This is a genomic window from Pseudomonas sp. Au-Pse12 (assembly GCF_021341665.1).
Classification (GTDB): domain Bacteria; phylum Pseudomonadota; class Gammaproteobacteria; order Pseudomonadales; family Pseudomonadaceae; genus Aquipseudomonas.
Genome location: NZ_JAJTTH010000006.1, coordinates 141,009 through 154,806, shown reverse-complemented (window position 1 = coordinate 154,806; position 13,798 = coordinate 141,009). Strand labels below are relative to the sequence as shown.

The window sequence follows — 13,798 nt, the reverse complement described above, 5'->3', positions numbered from 1 at the left end:
GGCTACAGACCAATGCCGATCCGAGATTGGTGTAGCCGCTGCCGCAGGCTGCGAACGGCCCGTAGGGACGCGGCGCTCTCACGGCCGATGAGCTCCGACGGGAGATCGCCAGGCAAGGCCTCACAGGCTCAGCGGCGGCAGGGTTAGTGCAGTTCGGCGTCGGGCTGGTTGAGGAAGATCAGCACGCCCAGGATCGCCATGTAGAACTTGAAGGCCGCGTCCTGGCCGTTCCAGGCCTTGGACTGCCACATCATGAACCACTCGCCGCCCACCACCATGAAGCCGAAGAACCAGACGCAGAAGCCCAGGCAGAAACCGGCGATGGCCCAGCGTTTGGTGCGGTTGAAGTAGCTGGCGACACCGTGCCGGGCCAGCCACAGGCGCAGGGCGCCGAACGCCAGCAGCACGCCGGTCAGGGCTTCGCCGCCGATGATCAGCCAGTAACCGAGGTTCCACAGCAGCGGCAGGGTCAGGGCGCGGTCGGTGGCGCTGTTGCCGGGGAACACGCTGTCCATGCTCAGCACGTGCTGGACGAAGGCAAAGTTGGAACCGTAGTCGCTGATGTTGTTGTAGGCCACCAGCAGGGCAAAGGCGGCAACGGCCAGGGTCATGGTGATCTTTACGTAACGCACAATCATGGTTGAGTCCTTTGAGGGTCGGAGAGGGTCCTGGGGGCTGTTGGGGGGAGGGCGCGTCGGTGCCAACGCGAATGGGTTCGGGGGGGCAAGGGCCCGCCAGCCTCTGGCGGCGGGCCCAGGGGGTCAGGCTTGGCGCAGCGCCTGGTCGAGGTCTTCGAGCAGGTCTTCAATGGCTTCGATGCCTACCGAGAGACGAATCATCTCCGGTTTGACCCCGGCCTTGGCCTGTTCTTCTTCGTTCATCTGCCGGTGGGTGGTGGAGGCCGGGTGGCAGGCCAGGGACTTGGCGTCGCCGATGTTCACCAGGCGCTTGAAGATCTGCAGCGCGTCGTAGAAACGCACGCCCGCGGCGTAGCCGCCCTTGAGGCCGAAGGAGAGGATCGCCGACGGCTTGCCCTGCATGTACTTGCGCGCCAGTTCATGGTGCGGGTGGTCGGGCAGGCCGGCATAGCTGACCCAGGCCACCAGCGGGTGAGCCTTGAGGAACTGCGCGACCTTGATGGCGTTGTCGGTGTGGCGTTCCATGCGCAGGGCCAGGGTTTCCAGGCCTTGCAGCAGCAGGAAGGCATTCATCGGCGCCAGCGCCGCACCGGTGTTGCGCAGCGGCACGGTGCGGGCCCGGGCGATAAACGCGGCCGGGCCGAATTTCTCGGTGTAGACCACGCCGTGGTAGGCCGGCTCCGGGGTGTTGAGGCTGGCGAACTTCTGCGGGTGGTCGGCCCAGGGGAAGTTGCCGCTGTCGACGATCACCCCGCCCAGGGAGTTGCCGTGGCCACCGACGTACTTGGTCACCGAGTGCACCACGATGTCGGCGCCGAACTGGATCGGCTTGCACAGGATCGGCGTGGCGACGGTGTTGTCCACCATCAGCGGCACGTTGCGGGCGTGGGCGGCCTGGGCCAGGCCCTCGATGTCGACGATGTTGCCCGCCGGGTTGCCGATGCTCTCGCAGTACACCAGCTTGGTCTTGTCGTCGATCAGCTCGGCGATGGCTTCGGGCGAGTCGTCCCGGGCGAAGCGCACTTCGACCCCGAAGCTCGGCAGCAGGTGGGCGAACAGGGTGTAGGTGCCGCCATACAGCTGCGGGGTGGAAACAACGTTGTCGCCGGCCTGGGTCAGGGTCTGGATCGCGTAGTGGATCGCGGCGCTGCCGGCGGCCACCGCCAGCCCGGCGATCCCGCCTTCCAGGGCGGCCATGCGCTGCTCCAGCACATCGTTGGTGGGGTTCATGATGCGGGTGTAGATGTTGCCGGGCACATCCAGGTTGAACAGGTCGGCCCCGTGCTGGGCGTTGTCGAACTCGAAGGCGACGTTCTGGTAGATGGGCACGGCCACGGCCTTGGTGGTCGGGTCCGACTTGAATCCATGGTGCAGCGCAATCGTTGCGTCTTTCATAAATCCTCGACTCAGTAGCAATCCGTTTTATGAGCACAGCCAGGCAGGTCGTGTGCCCGCGCAGCAGTCAGTGGTCCCGTGTGTCTGAGTCGCCAGCAACCGCTTGGTGTACCCGCCGCGTGGTGGCGGGCGGGCGTCAGTGTCCAATAGGCGTGGCGGATCGGCAAGGGGAGCGCGGGCGTTCCGGGAGAGCGGCGGCCATCCTTGGCCGCTGGAGCGTTTCAGCGTGGCTGTGACCAGCCTTGGGAGCGCTTGACCGCGGCGCTGAAGGTGTTGCGCCAGGCATCTGCCGTGGCCCGGTCGATGCGCGGGTGGTAGTCGGTACGGGTGTTGTCCAGCTCGGGCAGCTCCAGGCCCAGGCCGCGGGCAGCCAGGGCGGCGCAGCCCAGGGCGGTGAGTTCGTCGAAGCGCTGGGTGACGATGGTGCGCTGCAGGATGTCGGCGAGAAACTGGGCGAAGTACGGGCTGCGGGCCAGCCCGCCGTCGATCGATAGCTGGTCGGTGACGCTGAGGTGATCGTCCATCGCGGTGATGACTTCGGCGCTGCGCAGGGCCACGCCTTCCAGTACCGCCTGGCACAGGTCCTGGCGGCTGGTGGCGGCGTTCATGCCGATCCACACCGCTCCGGCACTGCGGTCCCAGTGCGGGCAGGCGAGCCCGGACAAGGCCGGGACGAAGGCCAGCTCACGGGAGATCGCCGGAGGCTGGTCAAAGGCCGCCAGCTCCGAGAAGTCACTGAACAGCCCCAGCCGCCCGGCCCACTCCACCGCGGCGCTGGCGTCATAGACGCCACCGTCCATGGCATACACCGGTTGGCCGTCGGCCTGCCAGGCGACGGTGGCCAGCAGGCCTTTTTCCGGGGCGCGGATGATCTGCTCGCCCGTGACCGTCAGGGCAAAGGCGCCGGTGCCGAAGGTGATCTTGGCATCCCCGGGTTTGCGGCAGCCGTGACCATAGAGCGAAGCCTGCTGGTCGACCACCGAAGCGCTGATGGGGGTTTGGCCGATGCGCCCGAAGTCGCCGACCGTGGCGCGGATTTCCGGCAGGGCCTGCAGGGGCACGCCGAACAGCGCGCACAGCTCCGGGTCCCACTGGCCGCTCGCGAGGTTCATCAGCGAAGTGCGCGAGGCGGTGGTGATGTCGGTGGCATAGACCCCGGCCAGGCGGTCGAGGAAGTAGGCATCGGTGGTGCCCAGGCGCAGGCGGCCGGCGCTCAGGGCTGCTTGCGCCTCTGGCAGGTTTTCCACGATCCAGGCCAGCTTGCTGGCGGAAAAATAGGCGTCCAGGGGCAGCCCGGCGCGTTCCAGGGTCAGGGCTTCGGCGCCATTGGCCCGCAGTTCCTCGATGCGTGCGGCGCTGCGGTTGTCCTGCCAGACGATCACCGGGGACAGCGGTGCGCCACTGATGGCGTCCCAGGCCAGGCAGCTTTCGCCCTGGTTGGCCAGGCCGATGGCGTCGACCCGGCCGGTGGCTTCCAGGCAGCGTTGCAGGTTGGCCAGCAGTTCCAGCGGGTCGTGCTCGACCCAGCCCGGACGCGGGTGGTGCTGCTGGTGGCGCAGCGCCAGTTGGATGTCGGCACGGCCTTGCATGTCCACGACCAGTACGCGGGTGCTGGTGGTGCCCTGGTCAAGTGCGGCTATTCGCATGGTCTTTTCTCTTGTTGTGGGACGGGCCTAGTCGATGCAGATGTCCAGTTGGTCGAGGTGTTCCGGCAGTTGCAGATCCTTGAGGGGAATCAGCAGGCGCCGTTCCGGCAGCGCCGAGACCGGGCGGCTCCAGAGGTCCAGGCCTTGGGCGCGGACCCGCAAGGTGCCACTGACCGCCCGGCTGACCCGCAGTTGGATGTGCCGCAGGCCCGCAAGCTCGCCGCGCACCAGCCGGCTCGGTACGCCGAGCTTGATCGGCTCTGCGTATTTCAGGGTCAGCGCGTCATGCGGGGCGGGTAGCTGGCCGCACAGGGCCAGGGCCATCAGGCTGCCGATGCGCCGCCCTTCACGGTACGACCAGCCGGCCGTCTCGATCGGCCGCAGCAGGTTGCCGGCGGCGAAGTAGGCCGGGTCCGAGCAGCGCCCGTACTGGTCGATCTTCGGCCCGCCGCTACTGCTGTCCAGTTGCAGGTGGCTCTGGCGCACCAGGCTCGATTCCGGGGTGAACTGGCCCGTGAGCAGCACGCCGTCGCAGGCAATCTCGCGCAGCTGACCGTCGGCCAGGCGCACCTGGGCCGATTCCACCCGGCCGGTGCCATTGATCGCCAGCAGTTGCGCGCCGAAATGCATGGGGATGCCCAGCAAGCGTGGAAACAGCGACAGCGGCCAGCGTGCGGTTGCCCGGGTGTTGGCTTCGAGCACCGCCACCGGGCGGATTCCGGCGCGCCGGCAACTGAGCACGGCGGACAGGCTGACCAGCTCGGTGCCGACGATCAGCGGCCGCTCAAAGGGCTTGAGGTGCTGCATATAAAGGAAGTTCTGCAACGCTCCGGTGTTGATCACGCCCACCGGGCGGTCGCCGGACAGCAGGCGTGCCGAGCGCGGGGTTTCCCGGGCGCCGGTGGCGATCAGGACCTTTTGTGCCTGGATCTGCCGCGGCCCGTCGGGGCTGGCCAGGCGCAACAGGCCGCCGGGTTCCAGGCTGACCACGGTGTGGCGCAGCAGCACGACCACGCCGGCCTGCAACGCGGCCTCGACATTGCGCCGAGCGTAGGCCGGGCCACTGAGAACACGCTGGTATTCACCCATGCCGAAGGGCGGGTGAGCGCAGTGCCGGGGAATGCCGCCGGCCTCGCTTTCACGCTCGATGACAATCACCGGGCCGATGCCCTGGCGCCGCAGTTCAATGGCGGCCGCCAGGCCCGCCGGGCCGCTGCCGATAATGGCCGCTTCGGCCTGAAGAAGTTCAGTGCTGTTCATGGCAACGACCTGTGGCAAGTGGGACGGCCAGCTGGCTGGCACTGAGTTCGGCGACCTGGGCCGAGCAATAGAAACCCTGGCAGCGACCCATGCAGGCGCGGGTGCGACGCTTGAGCCCGCCCAGATCGCCAGGGGGCAGGGGGCTGTGCAAGGCGCTCTCGATTTCGCGACGGGTCACCAGTTCGCAATGGCAGACGATTTCGCCATAGCCGGGGCGTTGCCAGTCGCGGGGCAAGTGCTCCGCGAGGTTGGGCATCTGCGGCCAAACCGGCTCCCGCACCGGATGGTGCTGGCGGCGCTGGCTGTACAGGCCGTAGACGTGCCGGGCAATGCCCAGGGCGGCGGTGAGCCCGGTGGAGCGGATGCCGCCGACGGTGATCCAGTGCCGGGAGTGGTCGGCCTGGATCCGGTATTCCTTCTTTTCGCTGGCGGGACGCAGCCCGGCGTAGGTGGCGGTGACCGGCATCCCCGCGAGGGCGGGAATCCGCTCCACGGCGGCGTCGATCAGGCTTTGCAGGGTCGGGCCGTCGAGCCCAGCATGCACCCGGTCTTCCTGTTCCTCGGCGGTGGGCCCCACCAGCAGGTTGCCGTAGACGGTGCGGGTCAGAACGATGCCCTTGGTGCGTTCGTTGGGCACCGGCAGGACGATGCGCTCCAGCAGTTTGGTCGCGGCCTTGTCGAAGACCACGAACTGGCCCTTGCGCGGCATGATGCGAAATTCGCTGTGGCCCAGCAGGTTGTGCTCCAGGGTGTCGCCGAACAGCCCGGCGCAGTTGATCACCTGGGCGCTGCGCAAGGTGCCCTGGTTGGTATGCAGGGTCCAGGCGTCACCGTCGAACTGGCCTTGCTGCACCTCGCACTGCAACTGCACCCGGGCGCCGTGGGCCATGGCCTGTTGCAGGTAGCCCAGGGGCGCGGACCAGGGGTCGATCAGGTGTTCGTCGGGCACCAGCACCGCGCCCACGGCGTGATTGGCCAGATGCGGTTCAAGGGCGAGGATCTCGCTGCGTTCCAACAGGCGCGCATTGTCGACCCCATTGGCCTGGGCCTGGGCGAGGATCCCCGGCAGCTTGGCCTGGTCCTCGGCGTTCCAGGCCACCACCAGTGCCCCGCACTTGAGCAGTGGCAGGTTCATCGCCGAGTGAATTTCCAGGTATTCCTGGTAGCCGGCCTGCATGCACTGCAATTCCAGGCTGTCACTGGGGGCATCGAAGCCGGTGTGCAGGATGGCGCTGTTGGCCTTGCTGGCGCCGGAAAGAATGTCGCTGCCCTTTTCCAGCAGCACCACCCGTGCGCCTTCCAGGGCAAAGCGCCGGGCCATGGCGCAACCGACGACCCCGCCACCGACGACGGCCACATCGAAAGTCACATTGTTCGGATAAAGTTCGGTCATATAAATGCCTGTTTCCTGCGGTAACATCCAAGAATCTGTGCAGGAATCAAAGCATAATGCGCGCCATAGTTGTTGTTTTTATTTTCTATTCGGTCATTTATCGGTCGCTTTGCTGTGGTTTTTGCTGTGGAAAACTATTTCCTGCAATAGTCCGGGGCTCAGGGCTGTGCCACGACATGCACGTCCACGCCGGCCTTCTCCAGTGCGGCCAGCAGCTCGGCACCAGGCTGGCGATCGATCACCAGGCGGTCGATGCGCTCCAGCGGGAATACCTTGAACAGGCCACGGCGTTCCAGCTTCGATGAGTCGGCGATGACCGTCAGTTGGCGGGCCTGGGCAATCATCGCACGGGCCACTTCGGCTTCTTCGATGGAGAAATCCATGGCGCCGTCTTCATTCAGTGCACCGATGGTGATCACGGCATGCTCGGCGTTGAAGCGGGTGATCTGCTCCAGGGCCAGGGTGCCGACGTTCTGGGTCGAGTCGGGGCGATATTCGCCACCGATCATGAACACCCGGTTGCCCGATTCGCCAATGCAGCCGGCGATCGGCAGGGAGTTGGTGATGACCGTCAGGCGCGTGTGCTGCGCCAGTTCGCGAGCGAAGAACAGGGTGGTGGTGCCGGTATCGATGAAGATGCTGTCACCCGCGCAGAACAGGCCGGCGGCGTAGCGGGCGAGGGCGCGTTTCTCCACCGCGTGTTCGTTCATGCGGGTCTGGAAGGTGTTTTCGTGCTCGCCGGTCGGTGGCAGCGCCGCACCGCCGTGGAACTTGGTGACCAGGCCGCTTTCCGCCAGTTCGCTGAGGTCGCGGCGGATGGTTTCCTGGGAGGTGGCGGTGATGCGCGCCAGCTCTTCCACGGAGATCCGCTCGCGCTGGCGCAGGAGTTCGAGAATGTGCTGTCGTCGTTCGTTGGGGCGCATGGTGTTTTCCGTTAGTGGTACTTCGCCACACAAATGGGCATTTTTTGTTACTTAGGCACACTCATGACTCAGAAATGTGCGTATTCGGTCAAGTTCGCTGGAAAAGTTAAGCATTTACTTGCACGTTTCACAATGCTCAGCAGTCATGAGGTTTCAATAGGGCTGTCGGCCTGCCGGGGCCACACCGGATGGTTTTTGTGACCGATATTTGGTTGTTTTCCTGTAAAAACCACAACTAATACACATTGTGGCACGGGATATGCCCTGTGTTTCCTCACCTGCTCCATCGCCACCTGTGCGATGGGTAACCCGTGCTGGCCTCAACAAGAACTTCCCCGGTGGGGGAACCCTATAAATGACGCTCAGAGAGATGAACCCACATGGCTGAATTTGGAAACTACGTCATTTACCTGATCATGCTGGGCGCCGTGATCGGCGCCTTGTCATCCATCATCAAGCCCGAGAGTGGCCTGGGTAAGGAGTTCGTCAACGGTATCCACTCCATCGGCCCGGTGTTCCTGGCCCAGGCCGGGATCATGGTGGCGATTCCCTACCTGTCGCAGGGCATTTCCCATGCGTTGGGGCCGTTTTTCAACGCCCTGGGGTCGGATGTGTCGATTGCGGCGCTGTCGATCATCGCCGTGGACATGGGCGGCTACCAGTTGGCCAATGCCCTGACCGCCAATCGTGACCTGTGGATCACCGCGATGCTGGTGGGCTACACCTCGGGGGCGACCATCGTCTACCTGATCCCGGTGGGCCTGACGATGCTCGAGCGCAAGGACCACAAGTACCTGGCCCTGGGCGCCATGGCCGGGCTGATCAGCATTCCGTTCGCGGTATTGATGTCGCTGTTGATCATCACCGCGACCCAGTTGCCGGTGCGGGACATCGTTTCCACCAACTCCGAGGCGCTGTATTACCTGTCCCTGGGCTTCGTCGACATGCTCAAGCTGCTGGCGCCGCTGTTCGTGTTCTGCTTCCTGCTGGCGGCGGGGCTGCGCTACCGGCCGCAGATGATGGTCAAGGGCTTCCTGGTGTTCGGCAAGATCATGGACGCGGCGATCAAGCTGATCCTGGCGCTGAGCATCGTCGAGCACTTCACCAAGTTCTTCAGCATCAACTTCGGCGGCTGGGGCTTCGACCCGATGTTCGCCGACGAGAAGGAGCTGTTCCGGGCCATCGAGATCGCTGGCTACATCGGCATCATGCTCGCTGGCACCTTCCCCATCTGCTACCTGTTCCAGCGCTACTGCAAGAAGCCCATGGAACTGCTGGGGCGCCAACTGAACCTGTCGAGCACCGGTGCGGCGGGCTTTGTCATGGTGTTCGCCAATATCATCGCCACCTACCACCTGTTCAAGCACATGACTGCCCGCGACAAGGTGCTGTGCGTGGCCCTCGGGGTCTGTGCCCAGGCGCTGATCGGCGACCACCTGGCGTTCACCGCGAACTTCCAGCCAAGCCTGATCCTGCCGATTCTGTTCGGCAAACTGTTCGGCGGCCTGCTGGCGGTGGCGATCGCCATTCGTATCTCGGTGCCGGCCGCCCAGCGTTATGAGCAACAAGAGCAGGAACAGGCCGCGGCCTTTGCCCTGCAACCCGCGCGGGCCTGAATGGCCCGCTCCACCTCCCCATGATTTCGAGGTCACGATGCGCAAGATTTTCCTCGCCTGCCCCTACAGTCACTCCGAGCCGGCCGTCATCAATGAGCGTTTTCTCAAGTGCAACCAGGTGGCGGCGCAGATACTGGAGGCCGGGCATGCCGTGTTCAGCCAGGTGAGCATGTCCCACCCGATCAACCTGTGCCTGGCGGGCAAGGACAACGCCGCCATCGGCAAGCTCTGGGCGCCGGTCGATGCGCTGTACATGGCGATGATGGAGGAGCTGATTGTGCTCGACCTGCCGGGTTGGCAAGACAGCGGCGGAATCAAGCGTGAGATCGAGGTGTTCGAAGCGTCCGGCCGGCGGGTCAGCCTGTGGTCCGAAGTCGGCCACGAGTTCGCCTGAGGCTTTCCCCGTACCCGTCGTCGACTGCGCCGGGTACGGGCCTGCTGTGAACTGACGACAGGCTGCACACAAGGTAAACTTGCGCTCCTGCGCAGGAGCAACCATGAACTATCGTCACGCCTTCCACGCCGGCAATCACGCCGACGTCTTCAAACACCTGACCCTGACCCGCCTCATCGCCCTGATGTCGCGCAAGGAGCAGCCGTTCGCCTACCTCGACAGCCACGCCGGCATCGGCCTGTATGACCTCAAGGGCGACCAGGCCACGCGCACCGGCGAATACCTGGAAGGCATCGCCCGTTTGTGGGGGGACGAGGACCTGCCGGCGCTGACCGCCGACTACATGCAGGTGCTGCACAAGATGAACCCGGACGGCGAGCTGCGTTACTACCCGGGTTCGCCGGAGCTGGCACGGCGCCTGACCCGTTCCCAGGACCGGGTGCTGCTCAACGAGAAACACCCGGACGACGGCCTGCTGCTCAAGGACAACATGAAGGGTGATCGCCGGGTGGCGGTGCACCTGGGGGAAGGCTGGCATGTGGCCCGGGCCCTGCTGCCGGTCGCGGAAAAGCGCGCGGTGATGCTGATCGACCCGCCTTTCGAGCAACTGGACGAGATGCAGCGCTGCGCGGCATCGCTCAAGGAAGCCATCGGCCGCATGCGGCAGACCGTGGCGGCCATCTGGTACCCGGTCAAGGACCAGCGCGCCCTGCGGCGTTTCTACCAGGACCTGGCCGGCACCGGTGCGCCGAAGTTGCTGCGGGTGGAATTGCTGGTGCATCCGCTGGATACGCCCAACAGCCTGAACGGCTCGGGCCTGGCGATCGCCAACCCGCCTTGGGGCCTGGAAGAGGAATTGCGCGAGCTGCTGCCCTGGCTGTCGAAGAAGCTCGGCCAGACCCAGGGCGGCTGGCAGATGGACTGGCTCATAGCTGAGTAGCAGCTACGAGCCGCAAGCTATAAGCGGCAAGCGGCAAGCCTCAAGTCGACGATGAACTTCTTGCAGCTTGAGGCTTGCAGCTCGCAGCTGCTTCAAATGGGGCAAGTCACTCCGGTGCCGCCGATCCCGCAATAGCCTTCCGGGTTCTTCGCCAGGTACTGCTGGTGGTAAGCCTCGGCGAAGTACACGGTCGGCGCTTCTTCGATTTCCGTGGTGATGGTGCCCAGGCCGGCCTTGGTCAGCTCCGCCTGGAACACGTCCCTGCTGTGCAGCGCCTGCTCCAGCTGGGCCGGGTTGGTGGTGTAGATCACCGAGCGGTACTGGGTGCCGATGTCATTGCCCTGGCGCATGCCCTGGGTCGGGTTGTGCAGTTCCCAGAACATCGCCAGCAGTTCTTTGTAGCTGACCTTGGCCTTGTCATACACCACCAGTACCACTTCGGTGTGGCCGGTTAAGCCCGAGCAGACCTCTTCATATGTCGGGTTCGGCGTGAAGCCGCCGGCGTAACCGACCACGGTGCTGACCACGCCCTCGCGCTGCCAGAAGCGACGTTCGGCGCCCCAGAAACAGCCCAGGCCGAAGATCGCGAAGTCGACGTCCTGGAAGAACGGACCCAGCAGCGGGGTGTCTTCGAAGACAAAGTGCTTTTCAGGCAGTGTCATCGGGGTTTCGCGGCCAGGCAGAGCTTGTTCTTTGGTCGGTAGCACGTTTTTTTTCACCAGAATTTCCGAGCGCAGAACCATGATCAGTCCTCTCAGTCAGGGTGGGATTGAGTAATTAATCAGACACGCAGTTTGCCCGAGTGTTACAGCGCTGTCAGGCAATTGGGCCGCGGGGATAGCGCTTGAGCTTGGCAATCAGCTCGGAGCCGGGAATCGGCCGGTCGAACAGGTAGCCCTGGCCGACGTCGCAGCGGTGGCGGCGCAGGAAGGCCAGCTGTTCGGCGGTTTCGATGCCTTCGGCGACCACCTTGATCTTCAGGTTGTGGGCCATGGCGATCACTGCGGAGGTGATTTCCATGTCGTCCTGGTTATCGGGGATCTCGTGGATGAAGCTGCGATCGATCTTGATGATGTCGATGGGGAATTTCTTCAGGTAACTCAGGGACGAGTAGCCGGTGCCGAAGTCGTCCATGGCCAGGGTCAGGCCGAGTTTCTTCAGTTGCTCCAGCTGCTGGTGGGTGTCGTCGGTGGCTTCCAGCAGCAAGCCCTCTGTCAACTCAAGTTCCAGCAGTGAAGAGGGCAGCTGTTCTTCCTTGAGGATGCTGGCGATGGAGGCTACCAGGTCCGGGTCGGAGAACTGCTTGGGCGACAGGTTGATGGCCACGTGCAGGTTGCCCATGCCGGCGGCGGTCAGTTGCTTGCTCATGCGGCAGGCCTGGCGGGCGATCCACTTGCCAATGGGGATGATCAGGCCGGTTTCTTCCGCCACGCTGATGAACTGGTCCGGGCGGATCATGCCCTTTTCCGGGTGGTTCCAGCGCAGCAGTGCTTCCATGCCCAGCAAGCGACCGCTGCGCAGGCACAGCTTGGGCTGATAGAACACGTCCAGCTCGTTCTGGGTCAGGGCGCGGCGCAGGTTGTTTTCGACGAACAGTTTGTAGCTGGCTTCGGCGTTGAGGGCCTCGGTGAACACCTGGACCTGGTGCTTGCCGTTGGCCTTGGCCTTGTGCAGGGCCAGGCCGGCGTTGCGCATCAGGGTCTGCGGGTCGCGGCCGTGCAGTGGCGCGCTGGCCAGGCCCACCGAGCCGGTAACGCTGATCAGCTGGTTGTCGACGAACATCGGCTTGTCCAGGGTCATCAGCAACTGGCTGGCGATCTGTTGCCCGGCTTCCAGGTCGGTGTTGTCCAGCAGTACGGCGAATTCGTTGCTGGCGAAACGGGCCAGGCTGCCACTGGGGCTCAGGCTGTTGCGCAGGCGCCGGGCCAGGCTGATCAGCAGTTTGTCGCCGGTCTGGTGGCCAAGGCTGTCGTTGATCCGCTTGAAATTGTCGATGTCCACCAGCAGCAGGCTGATCGGGGTATCGCTGTCTCGGGCGAAACGCTCGTCGAGGTTGCGGATAAACGCAGGGCGGTTGCCGAGGTTGGTCAGGTTGTCGGTGTAGGCCAGGCGCTCGATGCGTTGTTGGGCGAGCTTGGTCTGGGTGATGTCTTCGTAGATCCCGATGTAGTGGGTCAGCTCGCGATTGTCGCCGTACACCTTGGAAATCGACAGCTGGCCCCAGTAGGGCTCGAGGTTCTTGCGTCGGCTCTTGAACTCGCCTTGCCAGCTGTTGCTCTTGGCCAGGCTGGAAGGGGCATCGAACAGCAGCTCGCTGAGGTTTTCCAGGGCTGGCAGTTCGGACAGGCGGTGGCCGTGAACCTCTTCGGTGCTGTATTGGGTGATCGCGGTGAAGCTCGGGTTGACGTACTCCACCACGCCGTCGCAGTTGACCAGCAGGAAGGCGTTGGCGCTTTGTTCCACGGCCCGCTGGAACAGGTGCAGGGCGCTGGTGGCGGCGCGTCGGTTGTGGTTGTTGATGACCTGGGCGAACTGGTCCGCCAGCTCACCGGCAAAGGCGATTTCGTCGGACTGCCAGGAGCGGGTCATGCCGGTCTGCTCCAGGCACAGCACGCCGACCACCTGGCCGTCGATGCGGATGCTGGCGTCGAGCATGGCGTTCACGTCCCGTGGGCGCAGGCTTTCGGCCATCTCCCGGGTGCGCGGGTCGCGCATGGCGTTCTGTGCATCAATGGCGCGGCAGCTGTGCAGGGCTTCCAGGTAGTCGGGGAAGCTGCTGGCGTCGATCGGCTCCGGCATCCGGTATTCCTGGGGGCCGCGGTGATAGGCGGCAATAGGTACCAGGCGCTGGTCTTCGAGGTTCCAGATACTCGCGCAGTCGATCTGGTAGATGTCGCAGGCGCTGCGGGTAATCAGCTCGGCAGCTTCCTTCAGGGAGTTGCCGCTGCTGTAGCGCTGGCGGGTCAGGAGCAGAATCAGGTCCTGCTGCGCACGTACCCGTTCCAGGTGCTGCAGTTGTTCCTGCTGGGCCCGCTGGTTGAGTTCCAGGGCAATCTGCAGGCGGGTGTTCTGGGTTTCCAGGTCCAGGACCGGCATGGGCGACGCGTCACTGAACAGCCCTTCGACCACCAGCAGGTAGCCGCGCAGCAGGTGTCGGTTGTGCTGTTTGTAGGCTTCGCCCAGCTCCAGGATGCTCAATGGGCCTTGCCCAGTGTGCAGGGTGTAGCGGATCAGGTAATGGGGGCTGTTGCTCAGTTGCTGCTGGATGGTGTCGTGCAGCTGATAGCGCGCTTCGGGCTCCATCAGGCTGGCGTAGGGCGAGCCCACCAGGGCGCAGAGTTCGACGGCAGGCAGGCCGAACTGACGTTCGCAATTGGGGTCGAGAAACAGCAGCGCCCAGCTCGCTTCATTCAGCCGTTCGAAACGCAACATGCCGAGCCGCGAGGGCACGGGCAACTGCGTCACTACCTCGGCCGCCATACGGCTGGCGGCATCGGGTTGGCTTTTCATGGGGAAACTCGCTTCGAAATTGCTGATCGCGCCGGGCTCACGCCCTCTTTACTGTTGCCTGCGGCAAGGTTGCATCATGCTGC

11 protein-coding genes are annotated in these 13,798 nt (G+C 64.5%); 3 read left to right on the top strand and 8 right to left on the bottom strand.

What is annotated here, in order from left to right; all coding sequences use genetic code 11:
- Positions 1-143: 143 nt before the first annotated feature.
- The 6 genes from LXM55_RS18315 to LXM55_RS18290 form a co-directional block, all read right to left on the bottom strand.
- On the bottom strand, positions 144-638 hold the full coding sequence (locus LXM55_RS18315; RefSeq protein WP_233321654.1) for a DUF2165 family protein: 495 nt from the start codon (positions 636-638) through the stop codon (positions 144-146).
- Positions 639-761: 123 nt separating this feature from the next.
- The gene (locus LXM55_RS18310) at positions 762-2,033 is read right to left on the bottom strand and encodes an O-acetylhomoserine aminocarboxypropyltransferase/cysteine synthase family protein (RefSeq protein ID WP_233321652.1); all 1,272 of its coding nucleotides are present in this window, start codon (positions 2,031-2,033) and stop codon (positions 762-764) included.
- 221 nt (positions 2,034-2,254) lie between these two features.
- On the bottom strand, positions 2,255-3,679 hold the full coding sequence (locus LXM55_RS18305) for a glycerol kinase (RefSeq protein WP_233321651.1): 1,425 nt from the start codon (positions 3,677-3,679) through the stop codon (positions 2,255-2,257).
- Positions 3,680-3,706: 27 nt separating this feature from the next.
- On the bottom strand, positions 3,707-4,939 hold the full coding sequence (locus LXM55_RS18300; protein ID WP_233321649.1) for an NAD(P)/FAD-dependent oxidoreductase: 1,233 nt from the start codon (positions 4,937-4,939) through the stop codon (positions 3,707-3,709).
- Positions 4,926-6,332, bottom strand: a complete 1,407-nt coding sequence (locus LXM55_RS18295; RefSeq protein ID WP_233321648.1) for an NAD(P)/FAD-dependent oxidoreductase — start codon at positions 6,330-6,332, stop codon at positions 4,926-4,928. Before LXM55_RS18295 ends, LXM55_RS18300 begins: the two co-directional genes overlap by 14 nt.
- A 158-nt stretch (positions 6,333-6,490) precedes the next feature.
- Complete coding sequence (locus tag LXM55_RS18290; protein WP_060837209.1) at positions 6,491-7,255, bottom strand: DeoR/GlpR family DNA-binding transcription regulator; 765 nt, start codon at positions 7,253-7,255, stop codon at positions 6,491-6,493.
- Between the two features lie 380 nt (positions 7,256-7,635).
- On the opposite strand from LXM55_RS18290, the gene eutH reads away from it, so the two are divergent.
- The 3 genes from eutH to LXM55_RS18275 all read left to right on the top strand — a co-directional run bounded on the left by eutH (position 7,636) and on the right by LXM55_RS18275 (position 10,205).
- The gene (gene eutH, locus LXM55_RS18285; RefSeq protein ID WP_060842294.1) at positions 7,636-8,871 is read left to right on the top strand and encodes an ethanolamine utilization protein EutH; all 1,236 of its coding nucleotides are present in this window, start codon (positions 7,636-7,638) and stop codon (positions 8,869-8,871) included.
- 37 nt (positions 8,872-8,908) lie between these two features.
- Positions 8,909-9,265 (top strand): DUF1937 family protein, encoded by a 357-nt coding sequence (locus LXM55_RS18280; protein WP_233321647.1) that lies wholly within the window; start codon positions 8,909-8,911, stop codon positions 9,263-9,265.
- 103 nt (positions 9,266-9,368) lie between these two features.
- The gene (locus LXM55_RS18275) at positions 9,369-10,205 is read left to right on the top strand and encodes a 23S rRNA (adenine(2030)-N(6))-methyltransferase RlmJ (protein WP_103407686.1); all 837 of its coding nucleotides are present in this window, start codon (positions 9,369-9,371) and stop codon (positions 10,203-10,205) included.
- Positions 10,206-10,297: 92 nt separating this feature from the next.
- Here the strand turns inward: LXM55_RS18275 and msrA are convergent, their stop codons facing one another.
- Both msrA and LXM55_RS18265 read right to left on the bottom strand, forming a co-directional pair.
- Entirely contained in the window at positions 10,298-10,948 is a 651-nt protein-coding gene (msrA, locus tag LXM55_RS18270; protein WP_060837213.1) for a peptide-methionine (S)-S-oxide reductase MsrA, read from the bottom strand.
- Between the two features lie 73 nt (positions 10,949-11,021).
- Positions 11,022-13,715, bottom strand: a complete 2,694-nt coding sequence (locus LXM55_RS18265) for a putative bifunctional diguanylate cyclase/phosphodiesterase (RefSeq protein ID WP_233321645.1) — start codon at positions 13,713-13,715, stop codon at positions 11,022-11,024.
- Positions 13,716-13,798 lie beyond the last annotated feature (83 nt).